We start from the raw sequence: 20,066 nt of genomic DNA, 5'->3' as shown, positions 1-20,066 counted from the left end.
TTGCATATTCATTAAAATTATTTTTTGTACCAATTCCAAAAAAAATTATTCATCTGACTACTCCCACAGCTAAAGAAATGGGCTTCCTGGAGCTAAATTTTGTAAACACCCGTAAAAATAATAAAAGGAGAGCATATGCTCCCCTACTTTTGATCAGTTAACGAAAAACCTTTTCCATCAATCTATATTGTTAACATGTTCAGCCTTATTTTGCTCCCACTGCAACACCCTGAGTCTCCAATTTTTCAAGTAACTCATGATATCTCTTCATCTCTTGCTCACTATTATCCCAATTTTCACCGTAAACGTGATTCATTTTTGTAGTTGAGCTTTCTAAAATAAAAGTACTATCATCACTTTGCAATAATACATGCATAATTGTTCCTTCTTTGTAGATTTTAACTGGACTTGAATTTTTTAATTTCTCAATACTTGGTTGTCCCGCCTTTTCCATTACAACTGGCACATAACTCTCCTCTACAAATTGACGAAGTGAGTTCTCGGTAAAATCACTTTTTTTCAATGAATATAAAATGGATGTCACCGCATACTTATTAAATATTTCTTTTTGTTCTTCGAGCGCTCTATCCTGAGACGCAACAATCGACTTCTGAGTTTCTTGGCTAATGTGCGGCATCGAATTTTTATTCAGATTGTACAACTTCTCAGTACGATAAATAAAGGTAAGAGAAAAAATTATTACTAGGAAAATACCCCATTTATTATAACGTGGAGATTCAATGTCTGAATACGCTTGAATTTTCTTATGTTCTTCCGATGATAGATGTGACGTTCTCACTGCGGTAGCCACTTCTTCCATTTGTTGTTTTTCAAACACAGCTCCGTTATTCCAAAAATTTGCTAATTGCGACTCAATTTCTTCTTTTGATAGCTTTTGGGTTGACACATCCGAAGGCTCAACTTTCTCAATCTTACGTGTCATTTTAGAAATTTCTTGTTCTCTTACCAATTGATTTCGACGTAGGTTATTTCTCCTATCTGATGGCATACTTAATCCGACTTCTTTATGTATCTTCCCTTTAATGATAGAAGAAATAAGACACATCACAAGAACGATAAAATAGATAATACCTGCATACCAACCTATTACATATACAGGGAGAATAAGCCACCCAATAAAACTTAATAATATTAAGAAAATATAAATATACCGATTTAAATTATTTACAAACCCAAATAACGAGCAAAATTTAGAAAAAGCTCTTTCTACAATTTGTGAAAAGCCCATAGTAAAAGCGCAAAGCTTATTTTTCGTTACAATTGTATCCCTATAAATTTTCCTAACATCTTCATCATTTGGGTCTAGTTTCATCGCAGCTTCAGCTAACATCCTTGCTTTTTTAAAATTCCCATTCTTCTTTGCTATATTTGCAAAACGAACAAGATTGGTCGTATTTTCTGGATTTAGCTCCAAAGCACGTTTTTCTGCTTTTAATGCATCCTTTTTTCGTTTAGAAAAGCACGTATAAAGAATATAGGCATACCTTCCTACATAATTTTCATTTTCAGGATTTAATTCCATCGCTTTCTCGAAATAAACAAGTGACTTGTTAATACTTTCAAGGCGCATAAAAGCTTCACCCATATAGAAGTAATACCCTCCATCTTCAGGGTAATTTTTTATGCCGATTTCTGCTATTTCTCTTAGTCTTGTAAAATTGTCTTGCGCATAAAAAATATCTATTCCCACCGAGAGAATAAGATCATCTAAATGATCAAGTTTAAGTGCTTCTTCCAAGTACTTACTAGCTGTATCATTTTTATGAAATCCATAAAAATATACAAAGCTTAAACAAATGTATCCAGTAGCATCTTCTGGATCTTCTTTAATCAAAAGTTCTGATTCTTCTTTTGCACGCTCAACATCGCCAAGCTTGAGCAAATAATAAACCCTTCTAAAATTATCCTCCATCACCTGACTCATCCCCTGCTTCTTATCTGCTATTTCAATCTATGCTCTTCCATATACTCTAGCACTTTATCAAAATCCTTATTCACATCACTAAATGTTGCGTAATTTTTCGCCGTTGAAAACCAATCTAAAGTCGTTGGCTGACGTTGCTTCATCGCTTCTAACAAGTCTTCATTTGAAAGCGGTTGTAATTGTCCTGTTTCAAATGAGCGTTGAATTGCTTGATTAATCGCATCTTCAACCAAATATGTTAAATCAGCACCCGAAAAGTGTTCTGCATATTTTGCAACAAAATCAAGCTGTAATTCTGTTTTAGGTTTATCCTTTGTTTTTAAATCTAATATTGTTAATCGTTCCTCATAGCTCGGCGGCGCAATAAAAACAAGCGAATTAAAGCGTCCTGGACGACGTAGTGCTGGGTCAATATACCATGGCGTATTCGTAGCACCAATGATATAAACTCCTTCATTAAAAGAATTACTTCCATCCATCTCTACTAGCAATTGATTCACTAACGTACGTTGATGATGAGCACCCATTTTCTGTCTATTACCGCCAAATGCATCTAATTCATCAATAAACAAAATACAAGGCTTTGTTTTCCGCGCTTCTTCAAAAACCTCATGTAAATTTTTCTCAGATTCACCAGACCACATAGAAAGTATAGTTTGCAGCTCCAAATGAATGAAATTCGCATCAATTTCCCCAGCTACCGCACGTGCTAAAAATGTCTTCCCGCAGCCAGGAGGACCATAAAACAGTAAACTTCCACCTATTTTCTTACCAAACGCTTGAAAATATTCAGGATTCTTAATTGGCATAATAAAATCCATATTAATTTTCTTCTTAATTTCTTCCATTCCACCAACATCAGCAAAAGTCATTTTACTTTCCTCTACTTCTACCATTCTGTTTTGTTCTCTATCAAAAGAGATTACTTTAATTTTTTCGCGATATTTCTCCATTTCATCCACCTTCTCTTTTCATTCCCCTCTAAATAAATACTTGGATTGTAATTAGTGCTATCATGCTATTTGTGAAGGACCATTTGAAGGCCATCCCACCAGAAATAATATAAAGAATAGCTAATAATAAAACTAATCAAACGATAGTAATAATACCATTTTTCTCAATACAAAAAATGAAATATTCCAAAAGGTATCATAACAAATAAAGTTTTTCTAAGTTGTCGTATTATGTCGAACATAACAAAAAAAGGGATAATTTCCCTATCCCTTTTTACATAGACATGACTATAATCTATTATTTTTCACACTTCTCTCTTCTCACCTTATGCGTTTCTAAATCTGCTAACCTAACTGGAATTGGTAATCTACTTTCTTTCCCTATTAAATTCGACACAATTTTAATGCTCGTATCTAAATCTATATTGTTTCCACAAGAGACAGAAATAGGTTTTACATTCTCTTTTGTTCTTAGTGCCCTTCCGTATATCTCTTCATCTATAATAATATCGCTAAAAGCAAAACGCCTTATTCTCTAGTATATTAAAGTCAACACCCTTAATTTTTAGGTAACTTTTCGCTACACCGATTGTAGGATTTTGTAAGAAAAAAGAAGCATGTGTTGCAATTCCCATATGTTTATAGTGTAAATAACCATTTCCATCAAACATGAAAATATCTAGATCAGAAGTAAGCTTTTGGGCTGCCTCTATTACTAAAGGTAACTCACGGAATGCTAAAAAGCCTAGTATATACGGTACTATGAAGAGTTTTTAAATATTATTTATACGTTATATTTGTTAAAGTATTATTGAAGAAAACGATGGCATATCAGCGATAATTTATATCTATTTCATATAGGTGTTAGCAAGTTTGTTTGCAAACTTGTTAGCACTTTTTTATATTTCTTCTATTATAATCTTCCCCCTCTTTACCTCTATTATCTCTTGTCAGCCTGTTGAAAACTACGAGAAACACATACGGTATAAACTGTACCCTTTTTAAGGAAAATTTATCCATTTATTGTTATGATTAAATTCGAAATATATTTTTAGGAAGGGCTCTATATGGAGCAGAAAGATAAGGGGTTTCCATATTTGTTACTCAATCCTCCTAATATGTTCATAAAAATATAGAAAGGATTTAAGCGATGGGACAATTTCAAAGTAATTTTCAAACGGCACAACAAATCGCTACGCAAATGGCGACAGCTTCTAGTACGATTCAAAATGCAACAAATAAATCGATAACCAAATCGAAACGTACTACGTTATCTATTAACTCAAAAGCACAAGAAGCAAATCAACAAGCGTTAGACTTAACCAAGCAATTTTGTGTCGCCTTTCAACAAGCGGTCGATAATATTCATTCGGTAGCTGAAGAGTTTGAGAGAATGGATCACGAACTTCACAACACTTTTCGCTAATGTGACCACCTTCGTAAAGGTAAAACGGTAGGAGGAAAAAAATGAGTCAGGATATTGAAAAACAAATCAATCAATTGAATCAAAAATTACAAAGTGTATTCAAAGAACAGGATCGGAATCAATCTGCGATTCAAACTCAGGAACACGCGGAAGCAGATTTTCACGAATGGAAAAATCAAAGTAATCGTTTATTTAACCGAATTCTAGAAACTTGGCATGGCGATAGAGAATTATCTCATTTTTTTATGAATATGCGTCAAGAAGCACAACACATTGAGCGAAAACTTACATTCGAATTGGAACACCAAAAAGAAACGTTGCTTAAAGAAAGACGAGACCTTAATGATTTAGAAAACGACCTTTCCTATCAACAACAACAATTAGCAAGGGAGGTCAATGCATGAATTTAAATATGTATTTAGGCGAAGTACAAAGCCAAACTCAAAGTATGAACACTGTATGTACCGCTACCATTCAAGGTATGGAACAAGCCATTCAGTCGATTGACGCTTTTGCAATTGATACTGTTCTTCAAGGACAAACATATAGCAGTGCAAAATCATTTTTTGTACAAACCTTTCGTCCTTTAGCACAAGGAATCATTTACTTATGTGAAGAACTAATCCGTCAGAATGATGCCTTTCCAAGCCAATTTCAATCAAAGGTAGCTTCAACTGATGTCATTGAACAAGAGTTACGAGAACAAATTCAAGAAATTGACCGAATGAAAGCAAGTATGGAAGCCATCACTCACGCTATGCCAATCCCGGGTATGGACGCTATGGCGAATCTTTTTACTGTCATGAGGAAAAAACTGCAAGAAAAGTTAGATCATCTGTATCAATTCAATCAGACCTCTAGCAATAACTATAGTACAGCAATTCAATTAGCCGCTAGCATTGCGACGGGTTTAGCGGAAGTCCAAAGCGGAAAAGGCTTTAGCCCTGCAAGTGGCACATTTAGTACAATAGAGTTGAATATGGAGTGGACGGCTTCCATTCAGGCGATTGAAGAAGATAGGAAGCGTCAGGCTGACAACCTTTTAAATGGTAGTTCAATTGAAGAAGGAGCAATGTGTGGTCCATTAAATAGTGAGAAAAAAGATGAATCTTTACTGGATAAGTTTAAACATGGTGTCGAAAATATTTATGAGGACTATAGTAAAATAAGTGGTGCCTTTGATAATAAAGTCGAATCTATGTATGAAAGTGCTTGGGACTTTATACAAGGTGCTGGCAGTGCAGTAGCAGAAGACTATATTGGACTAACACCACCTTGATAATGATAAATTAGAAAGCAAGGCAACTTATCAAGCTGGAAGGTTTACTGGACATGCTGTATCAACGGTAGGATCTATTGTAGAAATTTTTGAAGGTATTTCAGTCATAGGCGGGGCCAATTTCTTAACCCTCGTCGCAGAAGTAGGAACTGGTGGGTTAGCATCACCAATTGTTCTTCCATTAGATGCAGCTGCTACAGCGGCTGGTGTGGGTGCTGTTGCACATGGTGGATATGTTTGGCATAAATCAATTCAAAATAGTATTGATACTTTTCAAAAATTCCAGTCTTCTTCGTCTTCTGGTGGTGGAATTAAGAGGACGGGTAAATCTACAAAAAATACGACAACTTTATGGGATATTAAAACAACAGCAGATAAAAAAGTAAAATATAAATTTAATGGTGACACGGTTACTGCGTATCGCGACCCTAAAACAGGTTTATGGTGGGCGAAAGATACAACTGGGCACGGTGATTCTGCTTTTAAAGTCTTTAAAGAGGCAAAGGGAGGAAAAGAACTTCACTGGGTGGCAGACTCTGATAAATACGGGAACTTTATTCTCGATAAACACAAAAGTTCAACGGGAACTGTAATAAAAATAAAATAAGTAAAGGAGTCCGACAAATGACTTTATCAAAAACAGAGGCAGAAAGACTATTTGAATTAGGATTTAAAAGACCTAATTACGCTGATGAAGTGTACCCTCAGGATGTATATGAGTACCAAAATTCCACTTGGACAGTAGGAGGAAGAGTTGTCCCTTCTAGTAAACTACTATGTGATGAAGAAGTATATAAACAAGGAACATGGATTCCTTCAATGACAGATTTAATAACCTGGTTAGAGGAAAATGATTGTAAATTTACTTTATCTTATGATGGATTAAGTTATAAGGTTGAAGCATCTTACATCAATGAACATAGCTATAAAGGAAAAGGTATGTCAGCTGAAATGAGTTTATTTAAGGTTATTACTCAAATACTTCGCGAATTTGGGGGAGCACCAGTACAAAAGAGTTATAAAGTAATTGAGGCAGAATTTATTGAAAAAGAAGATCTCTAACAGTTATATTAACCTAGTTATATAATATTGATATTATTTAAAACTAAGAGATTAACCTTAATTGAGGTGATAAAATGAAGTGTTGGAATGAAGTAGAAGAAGATGCATTCTCATACTACAAATGGTTTAGTAAAGATGAAACAATCAAAAGGGTCGATAATTTACCAAATTTAAGTTTATTCAGTGTTAATGGATCCATGTTATTTAGCCCAGATGAAAAAAAACAATTCAAAGAAGTATGTAGCACTGAAATAAAGCAAGTATTTATGAAACATGATTTAACTAATGTCTATAAATTCTACTTGCTTGCAGCTATTGAAATTAAAGACAAAAACTCTAAGATTGAAAAATATCGAAAGGTATGGAAGGCTCTTCAAACCAAATGGCAACTTGAGGCATTTAATAAGGGACCAGAAGTTGAAATGGAAGTTGGAGGAACAACTTTCTACTCAAGCATTGCAGAGTTTTGTCTCGAGAAACTTCCAGCTGCCATTGAAATAGTTTCTAGTAATCCTAAAAGATTTACAATCATTGCAAGTAAAAGTAGTGATATGCTTATTGAGGAAAACATTAGCAGAATCTTCGGAAAAGTATTTGATGAATATAACCAATGGAAAGATGAAATAGATTATTTTAACCTTTCCATTCATCTCTGTCCAAAAGATGATATAGTTTTTAGATGGGGAGATTCATTAGAGGAAGCAGAAATAGCTGTTATATTTAAAAGAGATATGCTTACGCTTTTAAATAGCTAACTGCGAAACTTTGCTAAAAGTAAATGCATTTCAATTAACAATTATATCATTTTAATAGAGTTAAAGAAAATCCGACTCGAAAGAGCCGGATTTTCTTTTTATAACTTTTGAATCCAAGATCCATAGGTTGGAAATGCTTCTTTTAACTTAGCAAACACTCCATCTGTCCATTCTTTTAAGTTGAAATCACCAACAGTAATACGATGCGCAGCTCCTTCTAAACAGACTTCCCACACACCACTTATGATGAAATTCATTTGAGTAATGGTAAAAGATTAGATTCATATAATCCGCGTAAAGGAGAAATAGTTTCTAGAAAGGCAACGGATCTAGCGGATATTGATATTAAAACTTTTGAGAAGCATTTAAAAGAAATGAAAGATAAATATGCTGTTGGAACTAAAATTCGTTCAAATAAGTATAGAGAAATAGATGGGCAATTACTAGAAGGAAAACAAATTTTAGAGATTCCAGCATCTAATAAAAACTTTGAACGAATAGAGGAATATATAAAGCTAGCAAAAGAAAAATATAATATTGAAATTAGATTTAGGGAGGAATAATGGATGGCATATGCATTAAAACCAGAAATACAAGAGGTACTTGAGAAAATTGATTTTATGGAGAGATATAAAGCATTGTCAGAAAAATTTTCAGATAGGGAAAATACATTTGAAAACCATGAAAATGAAAAAGCAATTGAGGTATTTGAATCCCTTGGTTATAAAGCACGTTATATGAAAAAAGAAAACTTTTTTATTGTAGGAGAAGTAAAGAACAAGGATATCTATACTTTTAGATTCAACATCAGCTTAAAATACGGCCTTGTTGAGTTTATTTGGACTGCACGGCATAATGGAGAAGTAAGGGCTGGGACTCCATGGGCTATGTTTGTAGAAGTATTATCAAATGATACTGAAAAAGTACTCCGTCCAGAGTTCCACAGTTATGATGAACTAAAAGAAATCATGAAAATTGCTTTTGAAATGTACGAGGATTTTAAACGAGAATTAATTGCTATTTATTGTTCATAATTTTAGAGCTAGGTGGACATGTAATTAAAGATAGCAACGGTAAGGCAATTTACACGAAAGAATATCATTTTACTAATAAAGATGGAGAAAAGGTAATAATTCAGGACCATAGTGCAGGCCACTCTAAAGGTGGACAGGGACCACATTTTAATGTAAGACCTGCAGATAAACTGCGAACGGGTAAATTTGAAGGTACACAAGAGCATTATCCATTTAATAAATAATATATAAAGGTGATTATATGTGGTACAGTGATTTAGAAGGAAATAGATTTATATCCAATTTATATAACGAGGCTCCTTCATTGTTAGATGTACGTATTGTAGCAGTTAAAATTGAAGATGAAGGTAAAAAAATTTCTATAAATTTTAATATGCCTAAATTCGCAGATAATCCTCCGAAAAAATGGAAAGATTTAAACTATAATACTGTATTTGTCCAACTAGACTTTTTTGATATACAGGAATTAACATTGAAATCTTCCAATGATAAATACAGAGGAGATATTAATATCGAATTAGACAAGAATGGGAAATTTAATATTAACATATCAGGTTCTGTATGTATGAATCTTAAAGCTGACTACGGTATCATACAATCTGTCAGTGGCTACATTGATACAATCGAATAGTTATCCTTAATTGACTCTAGGATGAATGAGCAAACAGTAAAGAATATATTATACAAAAGAGCATCCTTTAAGATGCTCTTTTGTAATTCTTGCTTTGCATATACATGAGCTTCGTTTGCAGTTACATAATACATTGCATCTTTGCTGTTGTGTACTTTGTATTGCGGTGAACCATCCACCATAACCTTCGTATCGATTGTAAATCCTAATCCTACATCTAAAGTACTAGCCACATCTTTAGCCTGCCAAGATGGAGAGTCGTAGGACTTTAGAAGAGAAAGTTACAGATAAAGAATAATCAACATTGTTTCTCATTTCCTTCCCCCACATCACCTTTTAATAAGTGAAATGATTTTTAAAGTATTATATAAGCAAGAGAATCTATCCTACCTCTGTTTTTGCGTTAGATGCCTTGAGAAATATTATACCTATACTTCCCTTCTCTTCTCTTCTTTCACATGTGCTTCTTCTAATACAAAAGTATCCCTCCCCTCTCCTTCTCAATAAATTATGGAAGATAGCACTCACCAATCTCCAATTACAGAAATCGCTTTAAAAGAACAAAATTACACATGGTGGATTTGTCTGGTATAATACAATTCAAAATAGTATTGATACTCTTCAAAAAATCCAGTCTTCTTCGTCTTCTGGTGGTAGTAGTTCTAACCCATCGACATGGAATGAATTTCAAACTGCCAACAAAGGTAAATATAGTAAGGATGAAATGAGTAAGGCTTGGGATAAGTATAAAAAAGAAAATGGTATTGAAAGTGACTCAGGCGATAAAACTTACACAAGACCTTCAGGATATAGAAAGGGCGTCTGGGATAATGCTAAAGGTGAAGATGGTCACGTAAGGGATCCAATAACCAATGAAATAATGAATAAAGATGAGCCTTGGGATATGGGGCATATACCAGGTTATGAATTTAGAAAGCATAAGAAAAGTGCTCAAGAAAGAGGAATAACAAGAGAACAGTTTTTAGATGAACATAACAATCCTGATCATTACCGCCCTGAACTTCCGTCATCGAATAGGAGTCATAAAGGTGAAGATTTAACGGATGATTATTTTGGAGACTGAAATTATTAAGAAGTATTAGCGAAAGAGAGGAGAATATAATGGGGATATCAAATGAAAGTAAAATAATTGCTAAATCAGCTTTAAAAGCGTTTGGAGGTAATCCTGTTGTTTCTAAATATTGGGATGATAATAGTATAAGTAATATAGATATTTTATCAACAGGGGATAGATCTTGTGAGGGGGTTACATCGTATTCTACTATTGGCTTGTATATGCATTCAATAGGACGATCTATAGATGAAAAGTCTTTACGAGTAGAAATTGTTGGTGCGAGCGCAACAATTTCTAATAATTATGCAAATGTACTAGCAACATGTGCTTTTTGTATAATCAATTCAAAAATGCCAATCTATCCAGGTCAAATATTTTTGGATGTGTTGAAATTTTATTATCCTAACAGTGAAATGAAACATATGTTTTTTGTGCCACCATTTCTGTGGGAAGATCAGTTACAAACAATTGATTTCCCAGGAAAAAAAGTCGCATGGTTGCTTGCTGTCCCAATATCAGAAAAAGAGTATTTATTTGCTCAACAAAATGGTTCAAATAAGCTTGAAGATTTATTTGAGCAAAATGAGATAGACATTTTCGATATTGAACGAGAGTCTGTACTGTAATGTTATGCTGAATACTTTAAGTATAAGAGTATATTGTTTCTACAAATTATAACTCTCATTAAATAGCAAGTTTAAATAAATCAGACAAGTGGAAACCCACCTTTGGCTACCTTTTGGTCAGCAAAGAGGCTGCCTAAATATAACGTTAACTTTTGAAATTATATAAATGAATGGATTGTTATTGGTTTTGAATAAAAAGCACTTAATAATTTATGCAAAATGGATTTAATATGGAAAGCAAAAAATCTAAAGTATGATAAAAAATCCGACTCTTATGAGTCAGACTTTCACTTCACATATACAAAGGCTTCGCTTGCAGTTACATAGTATGTTTTACCTTTGCTATTGTGTACTTTGTATTGTGATGAACCATTAACATTTACCTTTGCATCGATAGTAAATCCTAATCCTGCATCTACAGTACCAGTCACATCTTTAGCCTGCCAGGATGGATAATTATAGAAACGTAAGTTGTCCCTCTTAGAAACAACACGTTTCCCTGCAATTGAATTCACCGTTTCTTTCTTTTCAAACCGAATATATGAAGGGTTATTATATACCCACTAATTCCCACCAAGATTTAGCTACCCATCTTTTTCGCGCCATACTTGGTATGCTTCCGGTTTATTTAACTGACGAATAACAGAGTAACTTGTATCTGCTCCTTTGCGAGGATTTACATTATAATCTTCAAAAATTCCAATCTTCTTCGTCTTCTGGTGGGCGTGTTAATAAAGTTAAAGGTACTGATAAGCTTGATAAAGAGGGAAATGTCACTAAGGGTACCGTTACCTCCCCATAACTATAGACCTTCTCCACTTCCTCTTTCGTATGATAATCAATAACAACAATACAACAAGTTCCATAATGCTTATCATCTTTTTCCCAATAAGCTAAATCTACTCCAGCTATTAAACTTACATCTTCTAGATGAAAGTCATTTTTCAAGTCTATATATTGATTTATCTTTAATTTCAGAAAACTATTCTTCTGAATTTAGATTAAATAAATGTACTTCTGTACCTTCCATGTTCTCATCCTCTTTTTTCTATTTTTGTTGTATTATTTATCCCGCATTAACGGGCAGTAATACTCCCACCTCAAAATTCGGTGAAAGCAAAGAAGTTAGGCGGGAGATAAACTGCCCGTAAAAGCCCGATTGGTGAGGGCTAATAATCAGTGATGGATGAAGAACCCCCACTGATTAAAGTTTCACTTTATATGGAACTGCCCCTATGTATTTCATTGTATAAAAATCTTCGCTTTTATTTGTTATTTCACCACTATATTCATAGTTATATATCATAATAATTGTGTTGTATTTCATCTCTAGTATATTCGAAGCACATCTTTTCATTTGTGGTATCACAACTTCTTCATACGAACACCCGGTTAGTAAAGCTTCTAGATTATCACTTCGCTTTAAATAAAATTCTTTTTCAATAAAGTCTTCATCAATATCATACATACAAATATGAAAGTCTTTTATAAACGGTGATGGTATGGAATCACCATCATCTGTATATTTTATACTGAAATAATCCTCTAAAAAATCTTGAGATTCCATATTTCCTAGCCATAATGAGACCACACCTTCTTTGTCCATGCATACAAACTCCATTCATATATAGTTCTTTCAGTACACAAAAGTAATTCTTAAACCCTTTACATACTACGCTTCAAAACCAATCACGATCCATTCATCTACTACATCCCAAAAATCAACATTATATTTTGGCTGATTGTTTGTAAACCATAATGTAGCTTTATCATATTTACAATTGTTATAATCAATAGCTACATAACCACCCATTCCACTTTTAAAAAATCCAAAAGTTGTTTTCAAATCAATTTGTAAGGGCTTCTCTAATTCTTCAATAATTCCCCACTCATCATCATCAAAATAAGTAACACATTCCAAAGACACTAATCCCATAGCGCCGCTCGCATAACAGTAAAAACCATTATGAACTTTTTCATAAAATTTTCGAACTGAAATGGAAATTCTATCCCACGAATCTTCTAGCACTTTATTATGAAATGTCTCCATAGGATTTCCTGCTTCATAATACTCTATCTCACCAGCCGACGTCTCCAGTGTATATAACATCGAATACATACCGTTATTTTCTATTAACTCCACATTGAAAAGGTGGTCTTCCAAATATAAGATTGTGTTTCTTAATTCTTTCCCTACGTATGTTCTCCAAATCTCTAAAATCATTTTTATTCTCTTGTTTCTATCGTGTTCTCTAAAAATTTCATACCAAATACTAGGTATGGCTTTTTTATGTATGTTATCTATTGATTGAAGCTTTACATTTCTTTTATACTTTCTTAAAAATGCAAGTTTTGGTTCCGTATAACCATCCCCTTTCATTTATACATTTAAAGCATTGAAATGAGTTCTGCTAAACTATTACTAATAACTTCAAAACTTCCTCTTTCATAATCTTCTATTTTCACTTGTCCATTTGCATTATCTACAACTACCAACAGCCCATTACACTCCATACCTATAGGAATATTCTTTAACTCATTATGGTGCGCTTTTTTATAGCCTTGTAAAGTGATATAAAAGTCTCGGAGTTCAATTCCCGGTATAACAGGATTTAGCTCCAGGTTATACTCTAAATAACTACCAGCTAAATCAAAAAACCAGTAAGAATTATAGTATTCTTTAATCGAATGATGTAATTGTATTGCTAATTTCTTTTCTATAACTGAAAAATCATGAAGCACATCTTTTTCTATAGGCTTCCAGAAGACGTATTCTTCTGCATCTAGTTCCCCTTCATATATAAAAGAATCTGCTTCTTCTATCCATGAAGATTTTGGTAATGAATCATTAAAATCTTTCCACTCCTTAAGTAATATATGAAAATACTGCTTCATTTCTTCTTTCATTTTTTACTTCTCCCAAACCATTTATTCTTTACTTCATTCACTACCTAAAAATTATTCCTTTTCTTATATCAAATTTCATCTTACTATTAATAGAAGCCAATTTTTGCTTCCCTATGAAATACTTTTCTAGTTATGTATGTTATTTTAATGGTACAAAAAATCTACAACTTCTTCCGTTATATTATCAACAAAATAACGCTTTCCATCCTCTACAACTAACTGTAAATCACTTCCGACCGGAAAGAAATAAATCGCTAAAATAGCAGGTTCAATCTGGGCTACCGTATTAAAATCGCATACTACTAAATTATTCGGATCGTTTACGTAATCGTCATCATCAATATCCGAAAAAAATCTCCATCCATTATCAATACTATTTACAGATTCATCTCTAACCAACCATTTCAATTTTCCATTTCCATCTAAAATATTTTTCGATACGATACAGCCGCCTGCATTTTCGGTAAATTCCGACTTTAAGTAATTGGACATATTTCCTCATCCTTTCTGTAGTTTCTTTTTATGATTTATTCTATTCCATATCTATCACTATACCTTTAAAGATCATAAATCCTATACGCTCTCATCGATAATTTTGAATCCACTATACTCAATCAACGCTCTGAACACATCGCTCCCGCCATATGGCCATCCATAGGGATAAAATTCAATTCTTCCCATATTGTTTGATGCCTTTTCACAAGATATTAGTTCATATTCCCCACAAGCAAACGCATCGATCATAGATTCAAAATCCCATGGGGTCATAAGCTTAGGATCTGTTAAACGTTTTTCTATGGGAGTTTGTTCCCATAACATCTGGTAGTTACGTAATTCTTCTTCAGTCGGCCACCAAAACTGTTTCAATACATCTTCTTCAAAATAATCTAGCCACATAGAATCACTAGAATCTATCATCTCTTTTTCTTTCTCTTCCTTAAGCTTGTAAAAAAATTCTCTTAGTCTATGAAAACGAGCCTCTTTATGTATTACAAATTCAAAATAACAATTCGTCATGTACTCACCCCTATATTTGTATGACCATGAAACTACATTTTCCTAAATTATAACATTCCATAATTTTATTATGGTATACTGTCGTCTTATAAGAAAGTTATTTCCACTTAAATATTTTTATTCAGTACTTATTCCGTATAATAATAAAAAGACTCCTACAAGAGTAAGAGTCTTTTACGCATTATTTAGGTGTTAAAGTTAACCTTTTTCCATCTAATCCTTCTGTATTAAGCCTAGTAATATGATAGCCATTAGACATATCCTTTGTATCTATCACAAATCGCCAAGATGCTCCGTGATTCACAATGCCATCATCTCCATAACTTGCCGCTTGAACCGTAATATTACTTCCTCCAACTGGTACAGGTTTTTCACGATTGAAAAAGAATCCAAGTAACCGCAAAAAAGAAAAAACATGCAAAATTCATCATATGGAAAGCGGAAATTAAAATAAATATTATTAATATAACTTTATCCTTAACTACATGAAATAAACTATCTTTATAAGCCACGAATGTCCCTCTCTAAGTAATTGCTCCATTATGTAATTAGGCTTATCCTACTCAATTCAATTCTACAATTTTATTGAGGTACTGGCATGAACAGATTGCTACCTCTTTTTTCTATATTAGATTATACATCGACAACCTCATTCCAAATATTAATATTATTTTCATCTAAAACTGCTTTAATTTCATCTTTTTCAAAGACTACCAGATATTCAAAAGGCAATGTTAAAACTTGAATAAGAGAAGGCCTCAATTTTAATAACTCATATGCATAAAACGCTTCGTACTCTTCTGTGTCATCCTCATCATTAACAGGACCTATATACCAACCTGAATCTCCTTTTTCACAACCCTTTGTTCTTTCCAAGTAAACATCATCTAACTCGAATACATTTTTTGCAGCGATGATTTTGTCACAAAAGCGTAGTAATTCTCCTTCAATTGTTAATGGTTTTAAAAAACTCACTTGTTTTAATAGTATCCATAAAGAAATCGTCAAATCATCTGTCATATCTTGAAATGGATTCTTCGTATAATCATGTACGATAATATGATAACCCTCTTCCCTTTTATCCAGGAAGTAAATCGACCAACCAACTTGTATAGAAAAACCATCTATTAAACGATCATTTTCTACTTCAGTTAGAAAACGAAATAAACCTTCTACCTGCATCGCAAAGCACTCCTCTGCCTGAGCAATGAAAGTTTTATCTCCGATATTCTTAATAAACTTTTTCACTTATCTTCTCCCTCTTTTCACAAGCACTTCAATATCATTCTAAATACTTACTCTATTATAATAAGTACTATTTTATTTTTGAATATTTTGGGTGGCTATAAATGCCTCCATTTCCCCTCACTTCTCACCAAAATTTTATCAATCAATAAATGATCTCCACCTTCCCAAACCTTTTCTATTATGCTTTTCATTTTTTCAATTCCATTACTAGCGTTACTATCACAAAAGATAAGAATATCTCTTGCCGGTATCGCAGCAGCATAGCCATTTGATACGAATTGTTTTAATGAATGTTCCCATAAGTCATCTAAAACAATTAAACTAGCTTCGAAGTTTCCATCAAGAATTAAAGCAAAACACTCTTCAGTTAATGTGTGAACTCGAAGCTCTTTTTCATCTGCTAATTTATAAAGATTATTTATGCCAATTTCTAATAATTGTTCCTTATCTAAGCCTTCTACTGTTACATGCCTATTTTGAACATATTGGAAAAATTCATTTTGACCATCCTCAACTAAAAAGGTAATCATTAAATCTTCATTGAAAAATGTATGGACCATACTATCTTCTTCAGATAAAGTAAGGCACTCTTCATCAAGATCCTCTTTTACTACTGGTTTTAAGTATGCCACCGCTTCCTTACAAAATTGTGTTGTCATATAAATACTCCCCTTTAATTTCTATAACAATACAGACCAATTAACAGATATAAAATCATCAAAACACTACCAAGTTCATCGGAAGCTTAATTTGGAAATGAGTTCCTTTAAACTTGTACTAAGATACCGACACTCTTCCGTTTCAAAATCTTCGACAACAATTTCTCCAGTGCGATTGTTCATAAGGATTAACATCCCGCTACTTTCAAATCCTATAGGAATATAGATTTCCTCTCTCTGTTTAAGAGATAAATAATCTTGGACACGCTCTGTAAATAAATACGGCTCAATGCCTGGTGTTACAGGAAATAAGCTAATATTGCAATTGCCAATCCAACCAATCATTTCAAGAAACCAATATGAATTAAAATATTCCTTTATATCAGAATGAAGGGTAACATTTAATTTTTTTTCAAACTTTTGAAAATCATCATATTCATCCTTCTCCCTTGGCTTCCAAAATATATAGCCTTCCTCATCCTTTTCACCAACATATAAATACTGATCAATCTCTGCATTAAATGGAATCTGTGGGAAAGTTCCATTCCACTCGCTCCATTTTAATAGGTAACTTTCAAAATAACGCTTCATTATTGTTTTCAAAACTTATCGCCTCTTCAAACTTAAATTCGAAATCAATTCTTGTATGCTCTCTGAAATGGTTTCAAATGAACCGCTTTCAAAATCTTCTAATTTAACTTTTCCATCTTCATTATCAATAACAACTAACATTCCGTTACCTTCAATACCTATTGGGATATGATTCAATCTATCTTGGTGGTTATCCTTATAGCCCTTTAGCCGTTCTTTAAATGAATTGAATTCAATATTTGGCAATACAGCTTCTAATTCAATATAATAATTTTTATAAAAACCATTTAATTCAGCAAACCAATATGAATTAAAATACGTAATAACCGTTTGATGAAACTGAACACCCATTTCTTGTTCTAAACGAATAAAATCGTGTACTATATTTTTTTCTATTGGTTTCCATAGAATATAACCTTCATCATCTATTTTTCCTTCATAAAGAATAGGATTAACTTCTTCAAGAACTGGTGTTTTTAATAGAAAATCTAAGCCTTCGTGTGTTAATTTTGTTCTTAACCTAAAGTATTGTTGCATTGCGTTCTTAATAGACACACACATTCCCCTTTACTTCACTTAATTGTTTCCCTACAAATCTATCATCAAAAATGGATTTGAATCTCTTCAGTAAATACCTATGTAAATATGCTTCAAAATTAGAAGCAATCCATTCTTGTTCACCTGTATCCATATCAACTCTTATAATTTCTATAGCTAGTAATTTACAACCAATTAGATTTCCTGCACCATCTATTCCAATTACAGAAAATCCGCTTTCTTTAACCCTAAAATAACAGCTTCAACAGTAACTGGTCCTCCGAATGCTTCCGGACATATTTCGGATTCCCTATCAATCGCTTTTAAAAGTTCTGTATTCATCTTATTTTCCTCTACCCCATAGAAAGATTCATATGTATTCTTTAACTTTCTTTTAGTTTATCAATGACCTCATTAGCTGTATCTCCAAATCTTCTTGGATTATCTGCTTTAATTTCATTAAGCAAATGAATTACTGTTGATTTCACTTCCTTATTCATACGTACAAGAATGTTGGCATATTCACTTCTATACATATCATTATTGAGGATTCTTTTATTCAAAATCATTGCCCACTCTTGCGCATTCTCCATCATTTTAGGCAAGGCTTTAGACATTCCTGTAAGGTAAATTTCCATTTGAAAGCTTTCAATTAAATGAATAAGTCCAAACATTATTTCTTCCTCTTCGGTTTCATCATCCAATATCATGCACAATTCTGTAATCATTTTTTCATCAGTACACTCCGCTAAATTTTCTAATACACGATCAAACATTTCACATTCCGATTCATTTCTTAATAATCTACATTCATATAATTTCTTAATCTCAAATTGAATATCCATCTAACCCTCTCCTTATCCACAACATTTCTCTATGTAAAAACAAATACAATTTCCTTCTAAACTCTCACATCTACTTATTTAAGTTATTCCTTTTCTTTCTTATAGCTTAATGCAATCTCTACTACTTCTTCAGGAGTTAATTCTATATCATTCCAAAATATTAGATCACTAGGTGCCGGATGGGGAACACCACTATTATTAAATTGATCCACATATTCGCTATGTTCTGCTTCTGGTAAATCAAGATTATAAATCTTTTTTACAAGTTCAATAAGTTCCTCTTTGTTCATTTTACTTTTCATATCATTCAACCTTTCGAATTGCACTAATCGCTCCACTGTTCTTTCTATTTCAATTAAAATTTATATTACATTTATTGTACTATATTTCCATCTTATATTTATTATTGTTTAAAAAATACGAAATCCCTAGGGACATTTCGTTCACTAGGGATTTCAATTCATCAAATAATTTTTCAAGAAACTCTGTATACGAGCTTCCTACATAAAATACGTTTTATCTTGCTGTGTTTTCAACTTATTCTGATAACATTTCAAAAAACTCATTCATATTATTCGCTATTTTTTCAGTAACCGGTTCAAATTCGCCTGAATCCTCATGATACCAAATACAAATCTCCGGACTCGTTTGATTTTTCTGATAATCTATACAAACAAAATCCCCCGCATATAGAGCTGCAAAAGGAACTATCTCCGAACTAGTTAAATCCCCGTTCGAAATCATTCGTTCATCCAATTGACTAAACACTACTTTTATATCATACATACCTTTTGAATTTTCACTTCGGTTATCCAATATACATAGAAAACGCTCTACCACATACCGATTATTTTTATATGTAATATACTTTGTTATTGGAATAGCCCCATTATTTTTCTTAATAAACGTACAAAATGCTGAAGGGAATTTAACCTCCAGATTCCCCTCTACCCTTTCTAACAACGTATCATCTGGGAGAGGATAAATAATACTTTCCGTTTGTATTTTCATTTTTTTCTCCTTGATGCTTTGATATATTATTAAACATCTAAAAAACGATTAATGATAAGGTACAGCACCAATAAATATAAATTCTAGATCCTCATATGTATCTTTTACTTTCTCTGCATCGTATTGAAAATCATAAAGCAATATAACGGAATTAATACTCTCCTCTACATTTTCTTTTTCTATCAAATCTTTAAAATTAGGAATAATAATCTCACTATGTGAGAAGTCCTTTAAAATGTCCTCTATTTTTGTTTTAGGTTTCTCATAGAAAATAACTTCCATGTTATCTTCATCGTAATAGCCAAAACCAAAGTTAACTCCAAATTTTGAATGTATTACATCTCCATCTTCTGTATATTCAACATCAACATATTCTTGAAGATGATTAAATGATTGACTTGTCCCAAGCCACAACGAAACCATTCCACAATGCTCCATATTGTCTCTCCTTATCATACTCTACAT

Annotated in this window: 28 protein-coding genes and 5 pseudogenes; 12 read left to right on the top strand and 21 right to left on the bottom strand. The window is 32.8% G+C overall.

Annotated elements, in window-relative coordinates; translation table 11 throughout:
• Positions 1-205: 205 nt before the first annotated feature.
• From QUF99_RS03170 to QUF99_RS03160, 3 genes and pseudogenes are all read right to left on the bottom strand, one after another.
• The gene (locus QUF99_RS03170) at positions 206-1,933 is read right to left on the bottom strand and encodes a tetratricopeptide repeat protein (protein ID WP_289368652.1); all 1,728 of its coding nucleotides are present in this window, start codon (positions 1,931-1,933) and stop codon (positions 206-208) included.
• Between the two features lie 29 nt (positions 1,934-1,962).
• Entirely contained in the window at positions 1,963-2,907 is a 945-nt protein-coding gene (locus QUF99_RS03165; RefSeq protein WP_289368611.1) for an ATP-binding protein, read from the bottom strand.
• Between the two features lie 289 nt (positions 2,908-3,196).
• Positions 3,197-3,659: pseudogene (locus tag QUF99_RS03160) on the bottom strand (endonuclease V); the annotation flags it as partial.
• A gap of 389 nt (positions 3,660-4,048) precedes the next feature.
• On the opposite strand from QUF99_RS03160, the gene QUF99_RS03155 reads away from it, so the two are divergent.
• From QUF99_RS03155 to QUF99_RS03135, 6 genes and pseudogenes are all read left to right on the top strand, one after another.
• Positions 4,049-4,324, top strand: coding sequence for a TIGR04197 family type VII secretion effector (locus QUF99_RS03155; protein ID WP_289368610.1), 276 nt, complete (start codon positions 4,049-4,051; stop codon positions 4,322-4,324).
• A 41-nt stretch (positions 4,325-4,365) separates the two neighbouring features.
• A complete protein-coding gene (locus tag QUF99_RS03150) occupies positions 4,366-4,728 on the top strand; it encodes a DUF3958 family protein (protein WP_289368609.1) in 363 nt (120 codons plus the stop codon).
• Positions 4,725-5,412: pseudogene (locus tag QUF99_RS28470) on the top strand (T7SS effector LXG polymorphic toxin); the annotation flags it as partial. The gene QUF99_RS03150 and the pseudogene QUF99_RS28470, both read left to right, overlap by 4 nt.
• Before the next feature lie 399 nt (positions 5,413-5,811).
• A complete protein-coding gene (locus tag QUF99_RS28465) occupies positions 5,812-6,210 on the top strand; it encodes a hypothetical protein (protein WP_353958378.1) in 399 nt (132 codons plus the stop codon).
• Positions 6,211-6,227: 17 nt separating this feature from the next.
• Positions 6,228-6,665, top strand: a complete 438-nt coding sequence (locus QUF99_RS03140) for a hypothetical protein (RefSeq protein WP_289368608.1) — start codon at positions 6,228-6,230, stop codon at positions 6,663-6,665.
• 74 nt (positions 6,666-6,739) lie between these two features.
• Complete coding sequence (locus tag QUF99_RS03135) at positions 6,740-7,420, top strand: hypothetical protein (RefSeq protein WP_289368607.1); 681 nt, start codon at positions 6,740-6,742, stop codon at positions 7,418-7,420.
• 98 nt (positions 7,421-7,518) lie between these two features.
• Here QUF99_RS03135 and QUF99_RS03130 read toward each other — a convergent pair whose 3' ends face one another.
• Complete coding sequence (locus QUF99_RS03130; protein ID WP_289368606.1) at positions 7,519-7,656, bottom strand: hypothetical protein; 138 nt, start codon at positions 7,654-7,656, stop codon at positions 7,519-7,521.
• Between the two features lie 21 nt (positions 7,657-7,677).
• Here QUF99_RS03130 and QUF99_RS03125 point away from each other — a divergent pair, with 21 nt between their 5' ends.
• From QUF99_RS03125 to QUF99_RS03110, 4 genes are read left to right on the top strand one after another with little or no spacing between them, the layout of a single operon-like run.
• A complete protein-coding gene (locus tag QUF99_RS03125) occupies positions 7,678-7,983 on the top strand; it encodes a hypothetical protein (protein ID WP_289368605.1) in 306 nt (101 codons plus the stop codon).
• Positions 7,984-7,986: 3 nt separating this feature from the next.
• Entirely contained in the window at positions 7,987-8,454 is a 468-nt protein-coding gene (locus QUF99_RS03120) for a hypothetical protein (RefSeq protein ID WP_289368604.1), read from the top strand.
• Complete coding sequence (locus tag QUF99_RS03115; protein ID WP_289368603.1) at positions 8,445-8,678, top strand: HNH/endonuclease VII fold putative polymorphic toxin; 234 nt, start codon at positions 8,445-8,447, stop codon at positions 8,676-8,678. The genes QUF99_RS03120 and QUF99_RS03115 overlap by 10 nt, the downstream gene beginning before the upstream one ends.
• A gap of 17 nt (positions 8,679-8,695) precedes the next feature.
• A complete protein-coding gene (locus QUF99_RS03110; protein WP_289368602.1) occupies positions 8,696-9,085 on the top strand; it encodes an Imm50 family immunity protein in 390 nt (129 codons plus the stop codon).
• Here QUF99_RS03110 and QUF99_RS03105 read toward each other — a convergent pair.
• The gene (locus QUF99_RS03105; RefSeq protein WP_289368601.1) at positions 9,064-9,318 is read right to left on the bottom strand and encodes an N-acetylmuramoyl-L-alanine amidase; all 255 of its coding nucleotides are present in this window, start codon (positions 9,316-9,318) and stop codon (positions 9,064-9,066) included. The genes QUF99_RS03110 and QUF99_RS03105 overlap by 22 nt on opposite strands.
• Positions 9,319-9,869: 551 nt before the next feature.
• Here QUF99_RS03105 and QUF99_RS03100 point away from each other — a divergent pair.
• Both QUF99_RS03100 and QUF99_RS03095 read left to right on the top strand, forming a co-directional pair.
• Positions 9,870-10,169 (top strand): annotated as a pseudogene (locus QUF99_RS03100) (HNH/ENDO VII family nuclease); the annotation flags it as partial.
• A gap of 38 nt (positions 10,170-10,207) precedes the next feature.
• Complete coding sequence (locus QUF99_RS03095; RefSeq protein WP_289368600.1) at positions 10,208-10,786, top strand: suppressor of fused domain protein; 579 nt, start codon at positions 10,208-10,210, stop codon at positions 10,784-10,786.
• Positions 10,787-11,073: 287 nt separating this feature from the next.
• On the opposite strand, the pseudogene QUF99_RS03090 reads toward QUF99_RS03095, so the two are convergent.
• The 16 genes and pseudogenes from QUF99_RS03090 to QUF99_RS03015 form a co-directional block, all read right to left on the bottom strand.
• A pseudogene (locus QUF99_RS03090) lies at positions 11,074-11,481 on the bottom strand (N-acetylmuramoyl-L-alanine amidase); the annotation flags it as partial.
• The gene (locus tag QUF99_RS03085; protein WP_289368599.1) at positions 11,477-11,734 is read right to left on the bottom strand and encodes an endonuclease V; all 258 of its coding nucleotides are present in this window, start codon (positions 11,732-11,734) and stop codon (positions 11,477-11,479) included. The pseudogene QUF99_RS03090 and the gene QUF99_RS03085, both read right to left, overlap by 5 nt.
• 256 nt (positions 11,735-11,990) lie before the next feature.
• Positions 11,991-12,392 (bottom strand): immunity 22 family protein, encoded by a 402-nt coding sequence (locus tag QUF99_RS03080; RefSeq protein ID WP_289368598.1) that lies wholly within the window; start codon positions 12,390-12,392, stop codon positions 11,991-11,993.
• A 66-nt stretch (positions 12,393-12,458) separates the two neighbouring features.
• Positions 12,459-13,166 (bottom strand): SMI1/KNR4 family protein, encoded by a 708-nt coding sequence (locus QUF99_RS03075; RefSeq protein ID WP_289368597.1) that lies wholly within the window; start codon positions 13,164-13,166, stop codon positions 12,459-12,461.
• Between the two features lie 8 nt (positions 13,167-13,174).
• Complete coding sequence (locus QUF99_RS03070; protein ID WP_289368596.1) at positions 13,175-13,693, bottom strand: SecY-interacting protein Syd; 519 nt, start codon at positions 13,691-13,693, stop codon at positions 13,175-13,177.
• A 144-nt stretch (positions 13,694-13,837) separates the two neighbouring features.
• A complete protein-coding gene (locus QUF99_RS03065) occupies positions 13,838-14,185 on the bottom strand; it encodes a DUF2185 domain-containing protein (RefSeq protein WP_289368595.1) in 348 nt (115 codons plus the stop codon).
• Positions 14,186-14,266: 81 nt separating this feature from the next.
• Complete coding sequence (locus tag QUF99_RS03060; RefSeq protein WP_289368593.1) at positions 14,267-14,710, bottom strand: hypothetical protein; 444 nt, start codon at positions 14,708-14,710, stop codon at positions 14,267-14,269.
• A 181-nt stretch (positions 14,711-14,891) separates the two neighbouring features.
• Positions 14,892-15,119 (bottom strand): annotated as a pseudogene (locus QUF99_RS03055) (penicillin acylase family protein); the annotation flags it as partial.
• Positions 15,120-15,343: 224 nt separating this feature from the next.
• On the bottom strand, positions 15,344-15,958 hold the full coding sequence (locus QUF99_RS03050) for an immunity protein Imm33 domain-containing protein (RefSeq protein ID WP_289368592.1): 615 nt from the start codon (positions 15,956-15,958) through the stop codon (positions 15,344-15,346).
• Between the two features lie 95 nt (positions 15,959-16,053).
• Positions 16,054-16,617, bottom strand: coding sequence for a DUF1444 domain-containing protein (locus QUF99_RS03045; RefSeq protein ID WP_289368591.1), 564 nt, complete (start codon positions 16,615-16,617; stop codon positions 16,054-16,056).
• 75 nt (positions 16,618-16,692) lie between these two features.
• Complete coding sequence (locus QUF99_RS03040; protein WP_289368590.1) at positions 16,693-17,220, bottom strand: SecY-interacting protein Syd; 528 nt, start codon at positions 17,218-17,220, stop codon at positions 16,693-16,695.
• A 3-nt stretch (positions 17,221-17,223) separates the two neighbouring features.
• Positions 17,224-17,745 carry a SecY-interacting protein Syd gene (locus QUF99_RS03035; RefSeq protein WP_483298586.1) on the bottom strand — a complete coding sequence of 174 codons (522 nt, stop codon included), beginning with the start codon at positions 17,743-17,745 and terminating at the stop codon, positions 17,224-17,226.
• Between the two features lie 383 nt (positions 17,746-18,128).
• On the bottom strand, positions 18,129-18,590 hold the full coding sequence (locus QUF99_RS03030) for an Imm30 family immunity protein (RefSeq protein WP_289368588.1): 462 nt from the start codon (positions 18,588-18,590) through the stop codon (positions 18,129-18,131).
• Positions 18,591-18,673: 83 nt separating this feature from the next.
• Positions 18,674-18,892, bottom strand: a complete 219-nt coding sequence (locus tag QUF99_RS03025; protein ID WP_289368587.1) for a bacteriocin immunity protein — start codon at positions 18,890-18,892, stop codon at positions 18,674-18,676.
• Positions 18,893-19,127: 235 nt separating this feature from the next.
• A complete protein-coding gene (locus QUF99_RS03020) occupies positions 19,128-19,601 on the bottom strand; it encodes an SMI1/KNR4 family protein (RefSeq protein WP_289368586.1) in 474 nt (157 codons plus the stop codon).
• A 48-nt stretch (positions 19,602-19,649) separates the two neighbouring features.
• Positions 19,650-20,039: an immunity 22 family protein gene (locus QUF99_RS03015; protein ID WP_289368585.1), complete on the bottom strand. Its 390-nt coding sequence runs from the start codon at positions 20,037-20,039 to the stop codon at positions 19,650-19,652.
• Between the last annotated feature and the right edge of the window lie 27 nt (positions 20,040-20,066).

Origin of the sequence: Bacillus sp. DX4.1, assembly GCF_030348195.1 — a bacterium.
Classification (GTDB): Bacteria; Bacillota; Bacilli; order Bacillales; family Bacillaceae_G; genus Bacillus_A.
The sequence above is the reverse complement of the archived record's forward strand: the minus strand, read 5'-3'. Positions and strand labels throughout refer to the sequence as shown.

Bases quoted from the DNA above. Each gene is read 5' to 3' on its own strand.
- QUF99_RS03095 (WP_289368600.1), top strand. From the start codon at position 10,208: ATGGGGATATCAAATGAAAGTAAAATAATTGCTAAATCAGCTTTAAAA.
- QUF99_RS03035 (WP_483298586.1), bottom strand. From the start codon at position 17,745: ATGCAACAATACTTTAGGTTAAGAACAAAATTAACACACGAAGGCTTA.
- QUF99_RS03075 (WP_289368597.1), bottom strand. From the start codon at position 13,166: ATGAAAGGGGATGGTTATACGGAACCAAAACTTGCATTTTTAAGAAAG.
- QUF99_RS03140 (WP_289368608.1), top strand. From the start codon at position 6,228: ATGACTTTATCAAAAACAGAGGCAGAAAGACTATTTGAATTAGGATTT.
- QUF99_RS03170 (WP_289368652.1), bottom strand. From the start codon at position 1,933: ATGGAGGATAATTTTAGAAGGGTTTATTATTTGCTCAAGCTTGGCGAT.
- QUF99_RS03150 (WP_289368609.1), top strand. From the start codon at position 4,366: ATGAGTCAGGATATTGAAAAACAAATCAATCAATTGAATCAAAAATTA.
- QUF99_RS03045 (WP_289368591.1), bottom strand. From the start codon at position 16,617: ATGACAACACAATTTTGTAAGGAAGCGGTGGCATACTTAAAACCAGTA.
- QUF99_RS03065 (WP_289368595.1), bottom strand. From the start codon at position 14,185: ATGTCCAATTACTTAAAGTCGGAATTTACCGAAAATGCAGGCGGCTGT.
- QUF99_RS03015 (WP_289368585.1), bottom strand. From the start codon at position 20,039: ATGGAGCATTGTGGAATGGTTTCGTTGTGGCTTGGGACAAGTCAATCA.
- QUF99_RS03120 (WP_289368604.1), top strand. From the start codon at position 7,987: ATGGCATATGCATTAAAACCAGAAATACAAGAGGTACTTGAGAAAATT.
- QUF99_RS03070 (WP_289368596.1), bottom strand. From the start codon at position 13,693: ATGAAAGAAGAAATGAAGCAGTATTTTCATATATTACTTAAGGAGTGG.
- QUF99_RS03080 (WP_289368598.1), bottom strand. From the start codon at position 12,392: ATGGACAAAGAAGGTGTGGTCTCATTATGGCTAGGAAATATGGAATCT.
- QUF99_RS03135 (WP_289368607.1), top strand. From the start codon at position 6,740: ATGAAGTGTTGGAATGAAGTAGAAGAAGATGCATTCTCATACTACAAA.
- QUF99_RS03155 (WP_289368610.1), top strand. From the start codon at position 4,049: ATGGGACAATTTCAAAGTAATTTTCAAACGGCACAACAAATCGCTACG.
- QUF99_RS03060 (WP_289368593.1), bottom strand. From the start codon at position 14,710: ATGACGAATTGTTATTTTGAATTTGTAATACATAAAGAGGCTCGTTTT.
- QUF99_RS03025 (WP_289368587.1), bottom strand. From the start codon at position 18,892: ATGAAAAGTAAAATGAACAAAGAGGAACTTATTGAACTTGTAAAAAAG.
- QUF99_RS03030 (WP_289368588.1), bottom strand. From the start codon at position 18,590: ATGGATATTCAATTTGAGATTAAGAAATTATATGAATGTAGATTATTA.
- QUF99_RS03110 (WP_289368602.1), top strand. From the start codon at position 8,696: ATGTGGTACAGTGATTTAGAAGGAAATAGATTTATATCCAATTTATAT.
- QUF99_RS03020 (WP_289368586.1), bottom strand. From the start codon at position 19,601: ATGAAAATACAAACGGAAAGTATTATTTATCCTCTCCCAGATGATACG.